Source organism: Halomicrobium mukohataei DSM 12286 (genome assembly GCF_000023965.1).
Taxonomy (GTDB): Archaea; Halobacteriota; Halobacteria; order Halobacteriales; family Haloarculaceae; genus Halomicrobium; species Halomicrobium mukohataei.
In genome coordinates, this window is record NC_013202.1 from 248,967 (window position 1) to 266,949 (window position 17,983).

The 17,983-nt window shown below is 67.4% G+C and carries 18 protein-coding genes and 1 other RNA gene; 8 read left to right on the forward strand and 11 right to left on the reverse strand.

Annotated features, from left to right (window positions below; all coding sequences use genetic code 11):
- Positions 1-28 precede the first annotated feature (28 nt).
- Positions 29-892, forward strand: coding sequence for a CheF family chemotaxis protein (locus tag HMUK_RS01160; RefSeq protein WP_012807782.1), 864 nt, complete (start codon positions 29-31; stop codon positions 890-892).
- Between the two features lie 11 nt (positions 893-903).
- Here HMUK_RS01160 and HMUK_RS01165 read toward each other — a convergent pair whose 3' ends face one another.
- From HMUK_RS01165 to HMUK_RS01190, 6 genes are all read right to left on the reverse strand, one after another.
- Complete coding sequence (locus HMUK_RS01165; RefSeq protein WP_012807783.1) at positions 904-1,782, reverse strand: CheF family chemotaxis protein; 879 nt, start codon at positions 1,780-1,782, stop codon at positions 904-906.
- An 89-nt stretch (positions 1,783-1,871) separates the two neighbouring features.
- Positions 1,872-2,300 carry a DUF7112 family protein gene (locus tag HMUK_RS01170; RefSeq protein ID WP_012807784.1) on the reverse strand — a complete coding sequence of 143 codons (429 nt, stop codon included), beginning with the start codon at positions 2,298-2,300 and terminating at the stop codon, positions 1,872-1,874.
- A 1-nt stretch (position 2,301) separates the two neighbouring features.
- Positions 2,302-2,694, reverse strand: coding sequence for a 30S ribosomal protein S6e (locus HMUK_RS01175; protein WP_012807785.1), 393 nt, complete (start codon positions 2,692-2,694; stop codon positions 2,302-2,304).
- Between the two features lie 129 nt (positions 2,695-2,823).
- Positions 2,824-3,240 (reverse strand): dCTP deaminase/dUTPase family protein, encoded by a 417-nt coding sequence (locus HMUK_RS01180; protein ID WP_012807786.1) that lies wholly within the window; start codon positions 3,238-3,240, stop codon positions 2,824-2,826.
- A 41-nt stretch (positions 3,241-3,281) separates the two neighbouring features.
- The gene (locus HMUK_RS01185) at positions 3,282-4,361 is read right to left on the reverse strand and encodes an aminopeptidase (RefSeq protein ID WP_012807787.1); all 1,080 of its coding nucleotides are present in this window, start codon (positions 4,359-4,361) and stop codon (positions 3,282-3,284) included.
- A 78-nt stretch (positions 4,362-4,439) separates the two neighbouring features.
- Positions 4,440-5,423, reverse strand: coding sequence for a Gfo/Idh/MocA family protein (locus HMUK_RS01190; protein WP_049940703.1), 984 nt, complete (start codon positions 5,421-5,423; stop codon positions 4,440-4,442).
- 184 nt (positions 5,424-5,607) lie between these two features.
- Between HMUK_RS01190 and HMUK_RS01195 the strand changes: the two genes are divergently transcribed.
- The 5 genes from HMUK_RS01195 to HMUK_RS01210 all read left to right on the forward strand — a co-directional run bounded on the left by HMUK_RS01195 (position 5,608) and on the right by HMUK_RS01210 (position 11,186).
- A complete protein-coding gene (locus HMUK_RS01195) occupies positions 5,608-8,802 on the forward strand; it encodes a methyl-accepting chemotaxis protein (RefSeq protein WP_049940704.1) in 3,195 nt (1,064 codons plus the stop codon).
- Between the two features lie 96 nt (positions 8,803-8,898).
- Positions 8,899-10,068, forward strand: coding sequence for a nicotinate phosphoribosyltransferase (locus tag HMUK_RS01200; protein ID WP_012807790.1), 1,170 nt, complete (start codon positions 8,899-8,901; stop codon positions 10,066-10,068).
- 25 nt (positions 10,069-10,093) lie between these two features.
- Positions 10,094-10,527: RNase P RNA component (gene rnpB, locus HMUK_RS15600), an RNA gene on the forward strand.
- A 79-nt stretch (positions 10,528-10,606) separates the two neighbouring features.
- Positions 10,607-10,801 (forward strand): hypothetical protein, encoded by a 195-nt coding sequence (locus HMUK_RS01205; protein ID WP_049940705.1) that lies wholly within the window; start codon positions 10,607-10,609, stop codon positions 10,799-10,801.
- 91 nt (positions 10,802-10,892) lie between these two features.
- Complete coding sequence (locus HMUK_RS01210; protein ID WP_012807792.1) at positions 10,893-11,186, forward strand: hypothetical protein; 294 nt, start codon at positions 10,893-10,895, stop codon at positions 11,184-11,186.
- Between the two features lie 293 nt (positions 11,187-11,479).
- Here HMUK_RS01210 and HMUK_RS01215 read toward each other — a convergent pair whose 3' ends face one another.
- Both HMUK_RS01215 and HMUK_RS01220 read right to left on the reverse strand, forming a co-directional pair.
- Entirely contained in the window at positions 11,480-12,325 is an 846-nt protein-coding gene (locus HMUK_RS01215) for an aldo/keto reductase (RefSeq protein ID WP_012807793.1), read from the reverse strand.
- A 121-nt stretch (positions 12,326-12,446) separates the two neighbouring features.
- The gene (locus HMUK_RS01220; RefSeq protein WP_012807794.1) at positions 12,447-13,418 is read right to left on the reverse strand and encodes a hypothetical protein; all 972 of its coding nucleotides are present in this window, start codon (positions 13,416-13,418) and stop codon (positions 12,447-12,449) included.
- A 253-nt stretch (positions 13,419-13,671) separates the two neighbouring features.
- Between HMUK_RS01220 and HMUK_RS01225 the strand changes: the two genes are divergently transcribed.
- Together HMUK_RS01225 and ygfZ are read left to right on the forward strand one after the other, a co-directional pair.
- Entirely contained in the window at positions 13,672-14,907 is a 1,236-nt protein-coding gene (locus tag HMUK_RS01225; protein WP_012807795.1) for a carboxypeptidase regulatory-like domain-containing protein, read from the forward strand.
- Positions 14,908-14,954: 47 nt separating this feature from the next.
- Positions 14,955-16,043, forward strand: coding sequence for a CAF17-like 4Fe-4S cluster assembly/insertion protein YgfZ (gene ygfZ / locus HMUK_RS01230; RefSeq protein ID WP_012807796.1), 1,089 nt, complete (start codon positions 14,955-14,957; stop codon positions 16,041-16,043).
- Positions 16,044-16,079: 36 nt separating this feature from the next.
- Here ygfZ and HMUK_RS01235 read toward each other — a convergent pair whose 3' ends face one another.
- The 3 genes from HMUK_RS01235 to HMUK_RS01245 form a co-directional block, all read right to left on the reverse strand.
- Positions 16,080-16,463: a type II toxin-antitoxin system VapC family toxin gene (locus HMUK_RS01235; RefSeq protein WP_012807797.1), complete on the reverse strand. Its 384-nt coding sequence runs from the start codon at positions 16,461-16,463 to the stop codon at positions 16,080-16,082.
- Positions 16,460-16,684 carry an antitoxin VapB family protein gene (locus HMUK_RS01240; protein WP_012807798.1) on the reverse strand — a complete coding sequence of 75 codons (225 nt, stop codon included), beginning with the start codon at positions 16,682-16,684 and terminating at the stop codon, positions 16,460-16,462. The genes HMUK_RS01235 and HMUK_RS01240 overlap by 4 nt, the downstream gene beginning before the upstream one ends.
- 176 nt (positions 16,685-16,860) lie before the next feature.
- On the reverse strand, positions 16,861-17,946 hold the full coding sequence (locus HMUK_RS01245) for a geranylgeranyl reductase family protein (protein ID WP_012807799.1): 1,086 nt from the start codon (positions 17,944-17,946) through the stop codon (positions 16,861-16,863).
- Between the last annotated feature and the right edge of the window lie 37 nt (positions 17,947-17,983).

The following is a 17,983-nucleotide window of genomic DNA, read 5'->3' on the forward strand; positions in this document are numbered from 1 at the left end:
ACTGGCCGAAGACCACGGGAGAGACGGGATGAGCGACGGCGAACAGAAGCTGGCCGACGCCAAGGGGAAGTTCGTCCAGGTCGTCAAGGACGGTCGCAAGCGCAACGACATCGACTGGCGAGCGGGCCGGATCATCCTCTCGAACAAGCGACTGGTGCTCGTCAGCAACGAGGGTAAGCGGACAATCCCGCTCTCGAAGATCACCTCGATCACGGGCCGGGACAACGTCAACAAGGCCATCGCGAAGGTGTCGGGCTATCTCTCCTTGCAGGTCGGGTCGAACGTCACGCTGATCGCTCCACAGGACATCGAAGGGTTCGAGTCGAAGCTGTACAGCGCGCTGCTGGACCAGACCGTCGTCCTCGTGAAACACCCGGCCGTCGAGGGCGGCGTCGTCCAGGACACGGAGTGGGAGAAAGGACGACTCAAGATCGACGGCGACAGCGTCGACCTCGCCATCGCGTCGGGGTCGTTCGTCGAGTTGGAGGTCGACGACGTGGGCAGCGCCGAACTCAAAACCAAGACCGTGACGGGCAAGCAGCGACGGGTCGCCGAGATCGAACACACGGTCGAAGGGACCAGCGTCGAGACCCACGTCTCGGGCTCCAAGAGCGACGTGTCCGTGCTCGCCTCGTTCGTGCGACGGGGCGAGCAGGCCGGCGAGGTCGACGTGGAGCTCAGCAAGGAGGAAAACGAGGTCCTGATGGCGCTGTACACCGGCGTCTCTCCGTTCCAGATCCCCGACTTCGTCGGTATGGAGATCGGACAGGTCGAGGAGATTTACGACCGGCTCATCGAGTACGGCATTCTGGAGCCGGTCCGGACTCGCCGCGAGGTCCAGCTAGAGGCCCGTGGTCGCTCGATCGCTGGCGAAGCCGTCGACGATCAGTGACCGGCCGGCGGTCAGGAGTTCACGTCTTCGAGGTGTCGGCTCGCGACGACCTCGCCTTTGGGGGTGAGCTTCGGACCGTCGGACGAGTCCTGGACGAGCCCGTCTTCTTCGAGGTCTCGCAACAGCATCGTCACCGCGGAGCTGTCGGTGCCGACGATGTCTGCCAGTGGCATCCCGTCCATGTCCCCCGTCGAGTAGATGGCGACGAGGATCTCGGTCTTGTCGTCGGTGAGTTCGATGTCTTGCAGATCCTCCATGAGATCGCTGTACTCGATGCGGAGGTAGCGACCCAGGATCGACATCTTGCGCGGCGACGCCATCGCGGCCATGGTCGTGACGGCAGTGCCGTCCATCATGTGCCGGAAGGTCAGCGTCGGGCGGTCGGAACCGGCGATCTCGCGGGTCGTGCGCTGGAAGTCGGTGACGGTGGCCAGATCGACGACGAAAACGCCGTCCGACGACCGGAACTCGACCGACCCGTCCGAGACGAACAGCTTCGCCGTCGAGAACGCATCGTCGGTGACGCGCCCACCGACGCGTGCCCGCTCTTTGACGGTCGTCTCGGTACCGTTGAGAATCGCCTTGAACAACACCGTCGAGAACTTCGAGATCTTGTCGTCGTCGCCCTCGACGACGGCGACGTGTCGACTGTCGTTTCGTTCGAAAGCGACGGTGACCGTCGAGTCGAAGAAGTCCCCCAGGTCCGGCGGCACGTGTCCGACCGCGACGTCGAAGATCGACGACAGCGGAATGGTGAATTTGTCGTTCTCGTTGGCCGCCAACACCAGTCGCTTCTGGCTCAGCAACACCCGCCCCTTGACCGGCTCGGTCGTCGCCATCACCTCCGCGTTGAAGTTGCCGACGAAATCAGCGATGACGGATTCCGACATTGATCACTCACCGAGTGGTACTGCGGGCAGAATCTTATGGGTTTCGAGCGAATATCATTCGAGAGAACGGAGAGTCGCCCCGCTGGCGGTCACTCGCCGAGATCGTCCGCGATACTGGCGAGAGAGTCGTCCGGGGAGTCCGTCGCCGTGTAGACGACTCGAGAGCCCGGCGTCCGCAGCCCGTAGGTGTACCCCGCAGTCACGACGTCGAGGTGGACCGAGCCACCGATCGCGCAGTCGCTGTCGGCGAACCACTCGACGAGTCGGTTCTCGCCGTCGCCCTCGCGGGCCAGTCGCCGATTGTCCGCGGCGTGCTGGAGCATCGGCTCGCCGTCCAGCGTCGTCTCGACGCGGGCGTGGTACTGCTCGCCGTCGAGCACGCACTCGATCACGTCGCCCGCGGCCACGTCGAGGTCCGCCGGCAACTCGATCCGTGGGCGATCGGTGCGGCCGACAGAAGCGACCTCGACGCGGCGGGTCTCGACGGCCTCGTGGTCGCTCGGGAGGCGATCTGCCACGTTACTCGTCGTCGCTCTCGCCCAGTAGATCCGCGACGTCACCGCTGCCCCGTTCGGTGACCTTGGCGTTGATCTGGGCGGTCTCCTCGCTGACCTCGCGGCCGCGGATGGTGATGCGCTTGCGCTCGCCGTCGCGGGTGGGCTTGTAGCCGACGCCGCCGTCGGTGAGGATCGACTTCGTGCCGACGCCGCGCACGTCCGCTCGCATCGGTCGGCCGGCCGTGTCAGAGCCGCCGGTCAGTTCGAGCGTGAAGCCGTCGAGACCGACCGCACTGCCCTCGACCTCGTCGCCGAGTTCGCGGCCCATGAAGCGGTTCGCGTCCTGTCCGTCGACGTCTAGCTGGTAGGTCGTGCCTGTCTCCGGGTCCGAGAGCGCAACGGTGAATTCTGCCATACCCACCGATATTCGACGGCGCTTAAAAAGCGCGTCGGAACCGACTTTCGACGGAACTCGCGAGTGACACGGGGAAAGCCCCGTGCGTGTGCGCCACGGACGGCGTGACGGTCGGACTGCCCGGCAGTGTCACTCCTCGGCGTCGACGATCGTGCTCACGCGGGCGTTCTCCTTGATCGCGACGCCGGCACCGCCGACGGTGATCGGAACGCGGGGGAGAGCGTCGACGTGCAGCGTCGGGTGGCTCAGCCCGCGTTCCAGCAGTTCGGTGCGTGGCTGGAACGTGACCGTCGCCGTCCCCGTCAGGGACTCGTTGTACTCGATCAGGTACTGGCCGGAGCGAAGCTGCCACCACTCGTAGTCGTCCGCGGGATCGCGCTTGGCCGACGTGTGCGGCGTCGTCTGGGCCGGTTCGAGTTCCCCGCCCCCGAAGTCGACTCGACCCGGCGCAACGATCTCGAAGACGTTCGAGACGGTGAGATCGAACCCCGAGTCGGCTGTCTGGGTCGGTTCGTGGACGGCGTCCTCGACGTACTGCTCGTACATACGCGAGCCCTCGGAAGCCGGACACAAAAGCGTCGGCCGTCTCAGCGCTCCCAGCGGAAGCGGCCGTCTTCGAGGACCGTCTCGCCGTCGATCAGCAGTCGGCCGTCCTCGCGGAGGTCGGTGATGAGGTCGACGTGGATCGCGCTGTCGTTACCGCCGTCGGGAACGCAGGCGTCGTAGGCCCGGCCGAGCGCGAGGTGGACGGTCCCGCCCATCTTCTCGTCGAAGAGGATGTTGTCCGTGATCCGGTCGATCCCGCGGTTCATCCCGATCCCGAGCTCGCCCAGTCGGCGAGCGCCCGCGTCGGTTGCCAGCAGTTCGCCGATCGTCGACTCGCCCTGAGCGGCGCTGTAGTCGACGACCTCGCCGTCCTCGAAGACGAGCCGTACGTCTCGCACGCGCGTCCCGTCGACGGTCATGGGCACGTCGAAGGTGACCGTCCCCTCGGTGGCGGTCGGTGCGGTGAACACCTCGCCGGAGGGGAGATTGTGCGAGTCGTAGGCCACGGAGGCCGCGGAGTTGACGGCCACGCGGTCGGCGATCGACATCGTGAGGTCCGTCCCCTCGCCCAGGAGGTGGACCTCGCGGCCCTCGTCCAGCAGCGTCTTGAGCTGGTCCATCTCCTCGGCCAGCGACTCCCAGTCTCGCAGCGTCGCGTCGTAGACGAAGTCACGGTAAGCCTCGGAGGAGAGGCCGGCCTGCTGGGCCATCGCGCGGGTCGGGTGCTGGGTGGAGACCCAGTCGGTGTCCATCCGGGCCGCTCTGATCTCGGTGCGAGCCCGGCGGTAGGACTGCCGACGGTCTCCCGGTACGTCGCTGGCCGCGGCGGTGTTGCGCGATCCGCCCAGCGAGAGGACGCTGTCGGCCCGCTCGTAGAGCGCGCGCTCGAACTCGGGGTCGGCGTCGAAGTCGCCGTCGTGGGCCCGGAGGTAGGCTCGCGTCATCTCGTCGGAGCCGTAGGTCGCGAGCAGGTTCGCTCCGCGCTCGCCCAGCGCCGCCGCGACGGCCACCCCCAGGTCGTGCGCGCCCTCGTCGACCTGGACGATCACGTCGTCGCCCGCTTCGATCCGTGCGCTCCAGTCGACCAGTACGTCGGCGTGTTCCCGAACTCGGTCGTCCATATCCCGGCATCAGTTGGCGTCGATAAAACGCTACTGCCACGGCGCGGCCGCGAGAGCGGGTTCGAAGCGGTGAGCCGCTTACTCGCCGTCCACGGCTGCGGGCTCGCCCGTCTCGGCGCTCTCGTAGAGGGCGTCGATGACGGCCATGTTGTCGACCGTCTCCGTCCGGTCGACGGGCGGCGTCTCGTCGGCCGCGACGGCGTCGGCGAAGCTCTCGACCTGGCGGCGGTAGTGGTCGACGCCGTCGATGGTCTCGGTGTGTCGCTGGCCGTCGACCTGATAGGTGAGCGACACCGACTGGTCGGGGGCCACGTCGAATGCTTCGGGGACGTGGAGCCAGCCGTCCGCCGTCATGATCCGGTACTCGTGGGTCATCGGCGTGTCGAAGCTGCTGGTGATCTGCGCCGTCACGCCGTCGTCGTAGGTCAGCAGGCCCGAGAGCTGGGAGTCGACGCCGGTATCGTAGGTGTCGGCAGCGTGGGCGAACGCGCGGTTCGGCTCGCCCAGCACGTTCCGGACCGCGCTGACGGCGTAGCAGCCGATGTCCATGAGCGAACCGCCGTCCAGTGCCGGATCGAGCCGGATGTCGTCGGTGCGGTCGCCCATCCCGAAGGTGAACGTCGCCTCGACGTGGCGCACCTCGCCGAGTTCTTCGCGGACGATCTCGCGGGCGCGCTCGGTGCGAGGATGGAAGTGGTACATGAACGCCTCCATCAGAGTGACGCCCTGCCGGTCGCAGTAGTCGAAGAGCGCGCGGGCCTGCTCGGCGTCGGGCGTCAGAGGCTTCTCACAGAGGACGTGCAGTCCGTGATCGGCAGCGCGGCGTGTCCACTCCGCGTGGAGGCTGTTCGGTAGCGGGTTGTACACGGCGTCGATCCCCTCGTCGGCCAGCAGCGCCTCGTAGCTGCCGTACGACCGATCGATGTCGAGTTCGTCGGCGACCGACCGGGCGCGCTCGGCGTCGCGTGAAGCGATCGCGCCGACGGCGTGTTCGCTGGCCTGGATCGCCGGGATCACGTCTTCGCGGCCGATCGCCGCCGTACTGAGAACTCCGAATTCCATGCGTGAGAGTGCGATCGGGACGGGCATAAACGCTGAGTTCCGCGGCGACCCGGACGATCCCCGTCAGTGGCCCTCTGTTGTGATAGTAGGTAGCACTCCACATATATTTGGTTAGTCACCCCGCCTATCAAAACAAAAAACGCGGCACGTGGAGTTAAGAGCCGAACTTCTGGTACGTATGAGTATGGACCTGAAGGTAAAGTTGGTCGTGCTGATGTTGGCGATCTCGCTGTTGCCGCTTGGCAGTGTCGGAGCCCTGGCGACACAGAACATGGGGTCGCTCAATCAGGACGCCCAGGATCGGAGCGCACAGGAGTTGCGCGGAGCGATGACCGACGACCTGAACAACAGCGTACGGGCGCGGCAGTCGTCGCTACAGAACCAGTTCGACCAGCGGGAGGTCGACATGCGCTCGCTCGCCCAGTCGGGCGCGATGGACAACTATCAGGCCGCTCGACAGGGGAAGATGCAACTCGTCCAGGAGGCCAGCCAGCGACAGGTCGGCTACACGGCCCTGGAGATGCGCAACGCCATCGAGAGTACGACCCAGACCGTCCTCGATACCGAGTACGACGGGCGCGAGTGGGAGGAGCTGTCCCCCCGCGAGCAGCGCGCGGTCAAGCAGCGCGTCGAGCGGATCATCGCCGGCACCGACGGCGACGGGACGACCGCCGACGGGACGATGGACGAGACGTTCCAGCCCGGCTACATCGGCGAGACCGGCTACGCCTACGTGACCGACCTGGACTCGAACGTCGTGGTCCACCACCGTCTGGAAGACGGGCACAACTTCGCCGACGACTCCGGCGGGAGCCTGACCGTCTTCGACGACATCAAAGCGAACATCGAGTCGACGCCCGCGCTGCGCAACGGCGAGACGTGGGGTGTCGCCGAGTACGAGTGGGAGGACACGACACAGGACGGCAACCCCACGGAGACCCAGCTGGTCGCCTACACCTACTACGAGCCCTTCGACTGGATCGTCGCTCCCAGCGTGTACTACTACGAACTCCAGGAGCGAGCCGTCGCCGACAGCGAGGCGCGGCTGGCAGACTCCTTCGAGCAGTACCTCGAAACGCGGACTGTCAGCGTCAATCGGGAACAGCGCTACGCCTACGACGAGATCATCTTCGTCGACAAGCGGGGCCGAGAGGTCATCAGTGCCACTCGCGAAGGCGAACGGGCAGTGACCGAGCGCGACGGTTCGGGGTGGCACGCCGACAAGAGCTGGTTCACCAGTGCCGGTGCCGTCGCCAACGGCGAAGTCGCGTTCAACCGAATCGAGGAAGAGAACGGCAGTCAGCGGATGTACGTCTCGACGCCGGTGTACCAGGACGGACGGTTCCGGGGCGTCGTCGTGGCCCAGTTCAACTACTCGATCGTCACGGAGATCACGAACGGCGTGTCGGTCGGCGAGACGGGCTATCTCTACGTCGTCAACGACCGCGGCGAGATGGTGAGCCACCCCAACGAGACGAAGGTGGCACAGCGCGTCGACGTGGCCGGGGGTGAGTACGGCGAGGAACTCGGCAACATCACCACCGAACAGATGCTGGCCGCCCGGTCGGGCATGGCCACACACACGCGAACGGTCGGGGGCGAAGAGACGACCCGATACGTCGTGTACGCGCCCCTGCAGGTCGGAGACAGGCAGTTCTCGCTCGTCGGCACCGTTCCCGAGAGCGACATCGAGGGGCCGATCGCGGCGCTGGGAGACGCGCTCCAGCAACGCACCGACGACGCCCGCAACCTCATCCTGTTGCTGTCGGGCATCGCGGCGCTGGTCGTCGTCGCCGCGGGCTACGCCGTCGCGCGTTACGTCGCCAGTCCGATCGAACAGATGCGCGACCGGGCCACGGAGATGGCACAGGGGCGGTTCGACGGCGAACTCGACGTGGACGACCGCGACGACGAGATCGGGGAGATGGTCGAGGCCTTCGAGGAGATGGAGGCGAACCTGACCCGTCAGATAACGGAGATCGAGGCCGTGTCGGCGTCGCTCAGCGAGGGCGAGATCGACGACGACCTCCACACGGACCTGCCGGGCTCGTTCGGCGACATCATGACGGACCTCCAGGACGGCATGACACAGCTGCGGACGAGCTTCGCCCAGATCAGCCGGGCCAGTGAGAACGTCCGGACCGGCAAGCTCGACCAGGAGATCGACAGCGACCTCCCCGGAGAGTACGGCGCGGTGATGGACGAACTCGACGCGGGACTCCAGCAGCTCTCCGAGAGCTTCGACCGGCTCCGGACGGCGAGTACGGCACTCAGCGAGCGCCGGCTCGACGAGGACCTCGGTACCGACCTGCCCGGCGCGTACGGCGACGTGATGACCAACATCGACGCGGGGCTCGACGCCGTCGAGGAGAGCATCGCGCGGGTGCAGTCGATCGCACGGGAGGTGAGTTCGGCCACCGACGACGCCGCGGCCAGCGCACAGGAGGTCGAGCGGGCCAGCCAGGAGGTCGCCGAGTCCGTGCAAGAGATCTCTCACGGCGCGGACCGCCAGTCCGAACAGCTCCAGGAGGCCGCCGCGGAGATGAACGACATGTCTGCGACGGTCGAGGAGGTCGCCTCCTCCGCGGTCGACGTGGCCAACACGTCAGAACGCGCCGCGGACCGCGCCGAGGCCGGGAGCGAGCGGGCGAGCGAGGCCTCCCGCGAGATCGAGGGGATCGAAGCGGAGACCGAGCAGGCGGTCGAACAGGTCGCGGCGCTCGAATCCGAGATCGACGAGATCAGCGAGATCGTGAGTATGATCACCGACATCGCCGAGCAGACGAACATGCTGGCGCTGAACGCCTCTATCGAGGCCGCTAGAGCCGGTGAGGCCGGCGAGGGCTTCGCCGTCGTCGCCGACGAGATCAAGGGGCTGGCCGGCGAGGCCGCCGCGGCGACAGAGGAGATCGACGGTCTCATCACCGAGCTACAGGCGACGACCGGGGAGACCGTCGACGACATCGAGTCGATGCGCGACCGCGTCGAGAACGGTGCCGACACGATCGAGGACGCGATCGCCATGTTCGACGAGATCGCCGAGAGCGCAACCGAGGCCGAGCACGGCGTCCGAGAGATCAGCGAGGCGACCGACGACCAGGCCGCCTCGACCGAGGAGGTCGTCGCGATGGTCGACGAGGTCAGCAGCGTCAGCCAGCAGGCCGCGGCCGAGGCGACAAGCGTCTCCTCGGCGGCGGAGGAACAGGCCGCATCGGTCAACAACATCTCCCAGAACGTCCGCTCCGTCGCCGACATGGCCGACGATCTCGAAGCGCTGGTCGAGGCCTTCGAGGTCCAGCAGTCCGCGGCCGACGGCGACGCGAGCGCAGCGGGAGCCAGCGCCGACGGCGGCTGGTCGCCCGACGACGGCGCGGAGTGACGGCGCGGAGAGACGCCGCGGAGCTGTCAGGACGCGCCTACGGTACGCAACGCGGACACGGGTAGCTTTTTTCTCGGGGCCTCCGAACGTCGGTCAATGACGGAGTCGTTCGACATCGTCTCGCCCGAGCAGATTCGCTCGGGTCGGGCGACCGACGCCTACTTCGACCGGACGATCGAGGCACTGGACCACGCCGGCAAGAACCCACACGTCGTCGCGGAGGTGACCGCAGACCAGTTCCCGACCGGCGAGTGGGAGCTGCTCGCGGGGCTGAAAGACGCGGCCCACCTCTTCGAGGGACGAGGCGTCGACGTGGACGCGATCCCGGAGGGGCGGCTGTTCGACGGCGGTCCGGTCGCACGGATCGAGGGGCCGTACCGGGAGTTCTGTCGGCTGGAGACGGCCCTTCTCGGCTTTCTCTCTCACGCGACCGGCGTCGCCACGCGGGCGCTGGAGGCCCGCCGTGCGGCCCCCGACTCGCAGGTCCTCTCCTTTGGCTCTCGGCACGTCCACCCCTCGATCGGCGCGATGGTCGAGCGGTCGGCGCTGCTCGCCGGCCTCGACGGCATCTCGAACGTCGCAGCTGGCGAGGTGCTGGACCGGGCGGCCGGCGGGACGATGCCCCACGCGCTGGTGATCTGCTTCGGTCGCGGCAATCAGGAAGACGCCTGGCGGGCTTTCGACGAGGCCGTCGACGCCGACGTGCCCCGGATCACGCTGTGTGACACCTACAGCGACGAGGTCGACGAGTCGCTGCGGGCGGCCGCGGCGATCGAGGACTTAGAGAGCGTCCGCATCGACACGACCGGCTCCCGGCGCGGGGACTTCGAGCACATCCTGAAGGAGGTGCGCTGGACGCTGGACGCTCACGGCCACGAGGACGTGGGAATCTTCGCCAGCGGCGGTCTGGGACCGACGGAGCTGGCGCGGCTGTCCGGCGTCGTCGAGGGGTTCGGCGTCGGCGGGTACGTCAGCAACGCCGATCCGGTCGACTTCGCGCTGGACATCGTCGAGGTAGAGGGCGAGCCGGCCGCCAAGCGCGGGAAGCTCACGGGCACGAAGCAGGTGTATCGCACGCCAGACGGCGGCCACCACGTAGGGCTTGCAGACCGAGCGGGGCCGACGGACGGGCAGGCCCTGCTCGAACCGCTCGTGCGCGACGGGACCGTCGTCCGCGAGTTCGATCTGGACGCCGCCGCCCAGCGGGCGGCCGACGACGCCGACGCCGTCGGGTTCGAGCCCGTCGACGGCGGGACGAAGGCTTAATCACGCCCACCGGCTAGGTTCCGGTGGCAGAGGGAGACCGGCTTCCGTGAGCGCACACCGTGCGCGCATGAGGAAAGTCCCCCCACCCGCTGGGCGGGTGACCGGGCGCAAGCCCGGGGCGGGAGACCGTCGGCGCTGGAACAGAAACGAGACCCCTCCACCCGACCGATGAGGCGTGCGAACCCGGACCGACGCGGCGCGAGCCGATAAGGAATGGGGAGTTGACCCGCCGAGGGCCGGGCCGTTCCGCGAAGAACGGCCAACGGGCGGGCGGCGGACGCCGCTGGCCCGCCGCGTCGCGCCTTCCGGCGCGACGCAGACGGTGGAGAACGGATGGAACGGCGAATCCTCACCGGTGCAAGTCCGTGCCGACAGGTAGCCCGGCACCGCGCGAACGCGCTGGGCACGGACGCTGAGCCGAATGCCGAGAGAACAGAAGGGGGCTTACTCCCCTCAGCCACGAACTCGCCAGCGACGCCACCGGCCACCAATCTGTTAGCCAGGTGTCTTATCTGCGAGCGGCATGTTACCACGAGACATGAAAGGACTGCTCAACGAGTCGACTGCGACGGTCCACAAGTACGAGCCACAGCGTGATCGCGGCGTCACCGAGTGCGGTGCGACGACGACGGTCACCCACGATCAGATGCGAGTGCTACCGGTCGAACAGGCCATAGACGAGCGAGACGCGAGCAAGTGCGGTCGTTGCTTCGGCGACGGCGGCGGCTACTGACGGTGTGGGCGACCGAGTGTCCGAACACGAGTCGTCGGAACCGAACGCGGACCGCCAGTACGTTCAAGAGAGTCCAGACTAGAGGGCCGGTGTGGACAGACAGGCACTCGACGAAGCGCTGGCCGATCGCTACGACGCCGACGAGCGGAGCCGGCGGATCGTCTCGCGACAGGCCCAGGACCTCGCGGACTCGTGTCGGATCGCGCGGGATCTTGGCTATCCGCTCTCCGTCGAGGACGTGCTGGCGAACCTCGACGACGCGCCCGAGGGGCACACGCTCGTCGAGCGGTGGAACTGGTGGCTCGGGGCACTGGACCTCTCGCACGGCGGCTACGAACGGTTCCGCGTCCGCCCGGACGTTGCCGGGCTCGATCAGTCCGAGTGAGACGCCGCTCCGCCGTCGGTCGGCGTCGCTCGTCGATTCGGCGTCGAAAAAGCGGTATCGCTGCCAGCGACCTCAGAATACCGAGAGGCCGTGTGCTTCTCGCGCGTGTTCGAGAAGCGCGTCCGTGCTATCGAACTGCTCGCCACAGCTGCACGTGTGATACGTCGGCGTTGTGGTCGACTGGCGTGTCGCCATACCTGTCTAATGGGACGTATCCATAATGAATGTTTATGGAGAATGTGTAACATACGCACGGGTAGCGCTACGTCGACACACGCCGCTCGCCCGCCCGGTCACTCTGTCAGACGGTTGTACTCGTCGGTCGTCAGCTCGATCGTCGAAGCGGCGACGTTCTGTTCGAGGTGGTCGACGCTCGACGTGCCGGGAATCGGGAGCATCACGTCGGAGTGGGCCAGCAGCCACGCCAGCGCGATCTGGTACGGCGTCGCGTCGTGTGCCTGGGCCACGTCCTCGACGACCGACCGCTTCTCGCCGAGGTCGCCGGCCCCGAGCGGGAACCACGGGACGAAACCGACGCCCTTCTGCTCGCAGGCTTCGAGGACCGCCTCGTCCTCGCGGTTGGCGACGTTGTACTCGTTTTGCACCGTCGCGATCTCGACGATCTCCTCAGCAGTTTCGAGTTGCTCGACGGTGACGTTCGAGAGCCCGACGTGGTCGATCAGTCCCTCATCCTTGCACTCTGCGAGTGCAGTCACCGACGCCTCGAACGCCACGTCGGGGTCGGGCCGGTGGAGCTGGTAGAGATCGATCCGGTCGGTGCCGAGCCGGTCGCGGCTACAGAGCACCGCGTTGCGCAGGTAGTCCGGATCGCCGTGCGGGAGCCAGTCGCCGTCGGTGTTGCGCAGCAGGCCGCCTTTCGTCGCGACGACGAGGTCGTCCCGGTCGACGTCCAGGGCCTCGCCGATCAGACGCTCGCTGACGCCGGGGCCGTAGGAGTCGGCCGTGTCGACGAAGTCGACGCCGATCTCGTCGGCGTGTTCGAGCAGTTCGTGAGCAGCGTCCTCGTCGGCCGGCAGGCCGATGATGTCCTCGCCGGTCAGTCGCATCGCGCCGTACCCGAGACGGTTGACCGTCAGCTCGCCGCCGACGTCGAACGTGTCGCTCTCGTTGTGAACCATCGTGTGAACGGTCGTGGGCGAGCCGTTTGAGCGTTCGTCCCGCGACACCCATATTGTGGCCCCGAAGCGCGCGAACGCAACACGAACCAACGGCAGAGAACTCGGCCGTATCGCTCGACAGTCAGTCTGCCGGGTTCACGTACACGTCGAAGCGGTAGAACCGGTCGTCGTACTTCAGGTAGACACCGCTCTCGAACCGGGGGCGCTGGCGCTCGGGGTCGGCGTCCAGCAGGTCGTGGCGCTCCAGGGCCCGGAGCAGGCCGCGGTACTCCTCGGACAGCGGCGTCGTCTCCTCGTACTCGCCCGCGGAGGCCCGCTGGAACAGCCGCCGCTGCTCGTCCGGGAACTGTTCGTCGACGCGAACGTCGACCAGCGCGCCGTCGAGGGCCCGCTCGAAGGCGGCCTCCGTGTCGGCGATCTCGATCGCCATCGCCGTGTAGACCGGTTCTTCGAGGCGTCGGCGAGTGACCGACACCTCCAGGATCGTGTCGTGGACCGAGACGTGCCGGTGGTCCGGGTCGGGAGCCAGCTCGCTCTCGCTGTCGTCGAGGAACCGGTAGACGTAGCCCCCCTCCTCGACGATGTCGTGGGGGTAGCCGCCGCCGTGCTCGCGAGCGCGGGCGACCACGTACGCCGGGAAGACGGCGCGGGCGTCGATCGCCGGGAGGTCCTCGCGCTCGATCGCCGCGGGCGGATCGTCGAGTTCGTCGCGCCGGCCGATCCACTCCAGTCGCAGGACCGACCGCTCGACCTCGCGCAGGTCGGTCGGCGTCGAGTGGAGTTCGTAGTAGGTGCCCTCGTGTTCGACGTAGGTCTGCTCGTCGGGGACCAGATCGTAGCCGACAGTGGTGTATCGCTCGCCGTCGACGACGGCGTCGTAGAGGCGGCGTTGCTCGGCTGCCCAGGGCGCGTCGCCGTCGCCGGGCGACCAGCCGACCCTGTCGAGCAGCGTCTCGCCGATCTCGTCGACCGAGAGCGTGTAGGACAGCTGTGGAGCGTCGGCGGTCGATTCGAGCGCGCCACAGCCGGCCAGCGAACCGACCCCAGCGAGACCGACGGCTGTCAGGAGGGACCGGCGGGACCAATGGGACATACGCGAGTCTGGCACGCCGACCGGCAAATGCGTTGTGACGCGACGGCCGTCAGACCCGTCTCGCTGGCGACGGTTAGTGAGTCGATACGAGTCCGTATTTGCCAGACGTGTCCGTGTCCCGTCGGCGGCCTTGGACACGCAAAGGGGGGGACCGAAGCCCGGAACAGCGGCGTTTCCACCGGTTTCGGCCGCACAGTCCGCTCCGTGTTAGGTTCCGTATACTGACGTGTCGGTCCGCCGTGTAGCGTCACGTATGTTCGAAACTCGCAGCACACTCGCTCTCCTGTGTGCGGGGCTGCTCGTGTCTGGAGGAGCGGTGGGGGCCGCTGGGGGACAGTCAGCAGAGCAGGTGACGTTGACGGTCACCGTCGTCGACAGCGACGGCGAGTCGCTTGGCGGTATCGACCTGACGGCGTCGTGGGACACAGAGGGAGGGGGATCGATCGACGAGACGACTCGGTCGAACGGGCAGGTCCTGATCGACGTGCCCGCGGGAGCCGACGTGACGATCACGGTCGACGACGACCAGTACGTGCGCAACGAGCCCTTCGTGGCCGAGAACGCGACCACCGAGCGCGTCGACGTGCCGGTGACGGTCGCGGGCACCGCCGAGATCGAGGTCGTCGACGCGGACGGCCGGGTCGACAACGCGACCGTCCGGCTCTCGCGGTCCGGCACCACCGTGATGGACGCCCGCACGAACGCGAGCGGCGCGGCCACGTCCCAGATGATCGAACAGGGGACCTACGCACTGAGCGTCTGGACGGACGGCTACCTCCGCAACCGAACGCGACTGACCGTCGACGGAGACGTGACCCGTCGAGTCGAGATCCGGCGGGCGTCGCGGCTGGTGACGTTCTCCGTGACCGACGACCACTTCGCGGAGCCACGCGCGATCGAGAACGCCCAGATCACCGTCGCCGGAAACACCGTCACCACGCTCTCGAACGGCGAAGCGACGATCCGGCTGCCAGTCAACAGCAACTACGAGGTCGAGATCACGAAAGCGGGCTACGAGACAGTCACCCAATCGCTGACGATCCGCGAGTCGGCGGTCCAGCGGAACGTCTCGATCCAGCGTACCGACGCGATCTCGATCGAGTCGGATCAAACGCAGGTCGTCGTGGGACAGTCGGTGCGGGTGACGGTCACCGACGAGTACGGGAGTGCCGTCGAGAACGCGAGCGTCTCGGTCGGCGGCGAAGCTGTCGGTCAGACCGACGGGAGCGGCGAGATCGCCGTCCCGGTCGACGACACGGGCGAAGTCGAGATCGAAGCCGCGAGCGACGACCTCAGTGCGACGACGACCGTGGAGGGAATCGATCCGAACGCGGACGACGAGACGGAAACGACGGACAGTACCGCGACGGCGACCGCCACCGAGCAGACGACCACGGAGCCGACCAGCCTCACCGGACCGGGCTTTACCGGTCTCGGGGCGTTGCTGGCCGGACTCGTCGCCCTCGCGCTGCTCGCACGCCGGCAGTAAGCCGGAGTGCGCCACCCTTAATTCGCCGAGGCACCCACTCTGGAGCAATGACTGTCATCGAGGGCGTTCACGAGGATCGCGGCGCGACGTTCCGGACGGTGGGCGGGAACCGCGTCGTCGCCAACTACGGTCGCCCCGAACGAGTCCACCGGGCGGTCCGGCAGGTCGTCGGCGTGATCGAGATGGGGTACGGCGTCGTCACAGTCACCGGCGACGACCGGATCGACTTCGTCGACAACGCCGTCTCGAACCGCGTCCCGACCGCCGACGGCGACGGGGTCTACTCGCTGCTGCTCGACCCGCAGGGCCACGTCGAGACCGAACTCTACGTCTACAACGCGGGCGAGCGACTGCTGCTTTTCGTCCCGCCGGCCCGCGCCGACCCCCTCGTCGAGGACTGGCGCGAGAAGACGTTCATCCAGGACGTGACGATCGCCGACGCGACCGACGAGTTCGCGGTCTTCGGGGTCCACGGCCCCAAGGCGACGGAGAAGATCGCGAGCGTGCTCAACAAAACCGCGACGCCCGAGACGCCGCTCTCGTTCGTCCGCGGGTCGATGGTCGACGCCGGTGTGACCGTCGTTCGCAGCGACGGGCTGGTCGGCGAAGAGGGGTTCGAGGTCGTCTGCAGCGCCGACGTGGCCCGCGACGTGTACGACACCCTGGAGAACCGCGGTCTCAACGCCGCTCCCTTCGGCTACGACACGTGGGACGCGCTGACCCTGGAGGCGGGGACGCCGCTGTTCGACACCGAGATCGAGGGCCAGATTCCGAACGTCGTCGGCCTCGCGAACGGCGTCGACTTCGAGAAGGGCTGTTTCGTCGGCCAGGAGGTCGTCTCGCGTGTCCACAACCGCGGCCGGCCCTCGAAGCGACTCGTCGGACTCACCTGTGGTGCGGTCCCCGAGTCGGGGGCCGCGGTCTTCGTCGACGACGCCAGCGTCGGCGCGGTGACGCGAGCCGTCGAGAGCCCGACCCGCGAGGAACCGATCGCCCTCGCACGCGTCGACTACGAACTACCCGACGGGACGCCGTCGGTCCGGGTCGACGGCGGCGAAGTGGACGCCGAGCTGGCCGCCCTGCCCTTCGTCACCGGCTCGGACGAGTCCGCGCGACTCCCGCGGTACGAGAGATAGGATCGGACCAGCGGACGACCGGCTGGAGAGAGGAGATCAGTACGACTCGGTTTCGAGGGCAGAGACCCGCTCGAAGTGTTCGTCTCGCGTGACGAGCGACGCCCCGTTGTGTCGGCAGACGCCAGCGATGAGCGTGTCGCCGAGATTGATTCGCTCCCCGGCATCGAGGAGTTCGGCTTCGATCAGAGCGGCTTCTCTCGTCACTGGTTCGGACAACGGGAGCGGTTCGAGCCAGTCGAGCGCGGACGCAACGCGCTCGATCCCGTCGACACCGTCGGTTCGAGCGGCCCCGCGATACACCTCGAAGAGCGCCAGCGACGGCGCGAAAAGGGGCTTGTCTTCGTGGGCTTCGAGGTACGCCCCGGCAGCGTCGACGCCGTCGAGGTAATCCAGGAGAAAACAGGTGTCGAACGCGATCATCGCTCGGATCGTTCTCGGAGGTCGCCATCCAGATCGTCACGCGTCGCCGTGACGGCTTCCCGAAAGCCGTCGACGCCGCTCATCGCCCCGAACCCCTTCATCACGTCGCGATCACTCCCGGTGAGACGGTTGATCACGTCGGTAAAACTCTCGTCCTCGCGTTTGTGTTCCCGTAATCGCTCGTACGCTTCGTCCGTGATCGTGAGACTCTTGGTACCCATAGACGTACGTGTGGGTGTACACCCAGTTATATTTTCCGCGCTCGCACGGCTGGGCAGGCGATGAAAACAGCGGCTATCATACGGACGGTTGTAGGCGTTTACCCAGTCGACCGCACGACGGCGTGCGGTCGATCTGGTAAAGACCTACAACTTTCCGTATCAGTCATGGAGCGCCTTCAGGACCGGGTCAGCAGCGCTTTCAGTTGTTCACGAGAGAACAGCGTCGACGGGCGATCCATGTGGACGCCGATCTCGCCCTCGAAGGCTTTCATGCCCGCCTTCTGGACCACGCCGGGCAGCGAGTAGCCGGCGCGGACGAGGTGTCCCAGACGGATGTCGGTCCGGAGGTCGTCGCGCCAGGCCCGCTCGTAGTCGCCCAGCGTCCCCGGCCTGTCGGGATCGATCTCGCGGGCCGCGTGGTCGGCGGCGGTCATGCCATAGAGGATGCCGCCACCGGTGAACGGCTTCGTCTGGGCCGCAGCGTCGCCGATCAGGAACGAGCGGCGGCCGGTCACGCGCTTCGGTGGCCCGATCGGGATGAGCCCCGAGCAGCGCCGGTCCGTGTCGACGCCGTAGTCCGCGGTGAACGCCTCGAAGCGCTCGCTCACGTCGTGGCCCGGCGGCGTCGCCAGCCCGTACTCGACGCCGGCCTCGCCGCGGGGAATGCGCCACGCGAAGAAGCGCGGCACGGAGAGGTGTACGTCGACGAAGTGCTGGCGGTCGACCGTCTCGGTGAACCCGAGCACCCCGTGGAGGAGTTCGCCGGGTTCGGGCAGGTCGAGTGCGCGCCGGACGCGAGACTGCGGCCCGTCACACCCCGCGACCATCCGCGCGTCGTGGGTCTCCGTCCCGTCGGGACCGCGGACCTCGACGGTGACGTGGTCGGTGCGTTCGGTCACGTCGAGCACCGTGTGCTCCTCCCGCAGATCGACGCCGGCCTCGCGAGCGCAGTCGGCCAGTCGCCGATCCAGCCCGACGCGGTCGATGACGTTCGAGATCGCCTCGTCCTTGTAGAAGCGGTGGGCCTCGCTGTCGGGGCCGCCGCGATGGAACCGGGCACCGCGGATCTCGTTTTGAAAGAGTTCGTCGCGGGCGTCGTCGGGGACGAACTCCCAGATGTCGGTACTGACGTGGCCCGAACAGGCGAGTGGCTCGCCGACGGTCCCCTGCTCGAATGCGAGCACGTCGTGGCCGGCCTCACTCGCCCGCCGGGCGAACCGCGCGCCCGCCGGCCCGCAGCCAACGACGACGAAATCGTGCATACCGACAGGTCGGCCAGCCGAGACAAATACCTTGTCA

Excerpts from the sequence above, each read along its gene's own strand:
- HMUK_RS01200 (WP_012807790.1), top strand. The coding sequence starts at position 8,899 with ATGACGGAGTCGTTCGACATCGTCTCGCCCGAGCAGATTCGCTCGGGT.
- HMUK_RS01240 (WP_012807798.1), bottom strand. The coding sequence starts at position 16,684 with ATGGGTACCAAGAGTCTCACGATCACGGACGAAGCGTACGAGCGATTA.
- HMUK_RS01235 (WP_012807797.1), bottom strand. The coding sequence starts at position 16,463 with ATGATCGCGTTCGACACCTGTTTTCTCCTGGATTACCTCGACGGCGTC.
- HMUK_RS01205 (WP_049940705.1), top strand. The coding sequence starts at position 10,607 with ATGAAAGGACTGCTCAACGAGTCGACTGCGACGGTCCACAAGTACGAG.
- HMUK_RS01195 (WP_049940704.1), top strand. The coding sequence starts at position 5,608 with ATGGACCTGAAGGTAAAGTTGGTCGTGCTGATGTTGGCGATCTCGCTG.
- HMUK_RS01215 (WP_012807793.1), bottom strand. The coding sequence starts at position 12,325 with ATGGTTCACAACGAGAGCGACACGTTCGACGTCGGCGGCGAGCTGACG.
- HMUK_RS01225 (WP_012807795.1), top strand. The coding sequence starts at position 13,672 with ATGTTCGAAACTCGCAGCACACTCGCTCTCCTGTGTGCGGGGCTGCTC.
- HMUK_RS01245 (WP_012807799.1), bottom strand. The coding sequence starts at position 17,946 with ATGCACGATTTCGTCGTCGTTGGCTGCGGGCCGGCGGGCGCGCGGTTC.
- HMUK_RS01165 (WP_012807783.1), bottom strand. The coding sequence starts at position 1,782 with ATGTCGGAATCCGTCATCGCTGATTTCGTCGGCAACTTCAACGCGGAG.
- HMUK_RS01190 (WP_049940703.1), bottom strand. The coding sequence starts at position 5,423 with ATGGAATTCGGAGTTCTCAGTACGGCGGCGATCGGCCGCGAAGACGTG.
- HMUK_RS01180 (WP_012807786.1), bottom strand. The coding sequence starts at position 3,240 with ATGTACGAGCAGTACGTCGAGGACGCCGTCCACGAACCGACCCAGACA.
- HMUK_RS01175 (WP_012807785.1), bottom strand. The coding sequence starts at position 2,694 with ATGGCAGAATTCACCGTTGCGCTCTCGGACCCGGAGACAGGCACGACC.
- HMUK_RS01160 (WP_012807782.1), top strand. The coding sequence starts at position 29 with ATGAGCGACGGCGAACAGAAGCTGGCCGACGCCAAGGGGAAGTTCGTC.
- ygfZ (WP_012807796.1), top strand. The coding sequence starts at position 14,955 with ATGACTGTCATCGAGGGCGTTCACGAGGATCGCGGCGCGACGTTCCGG.
- HMUK_RS01220 (WP_012807794.1), bottom strand. The coding sequence starts at position 13,418 with ATGTCCCATTGGTCCCGCCGGTCCCTCCTGACAGCCGTCGGTCTCGCT.
- HMUK_RS01185 (WP_012807787.1), bottom strand. The coding sequence starts at position 4,361 with ATGGACGACCGAGTTCGGGAACACGCCGACGTACTGGTCGACTGGAGC.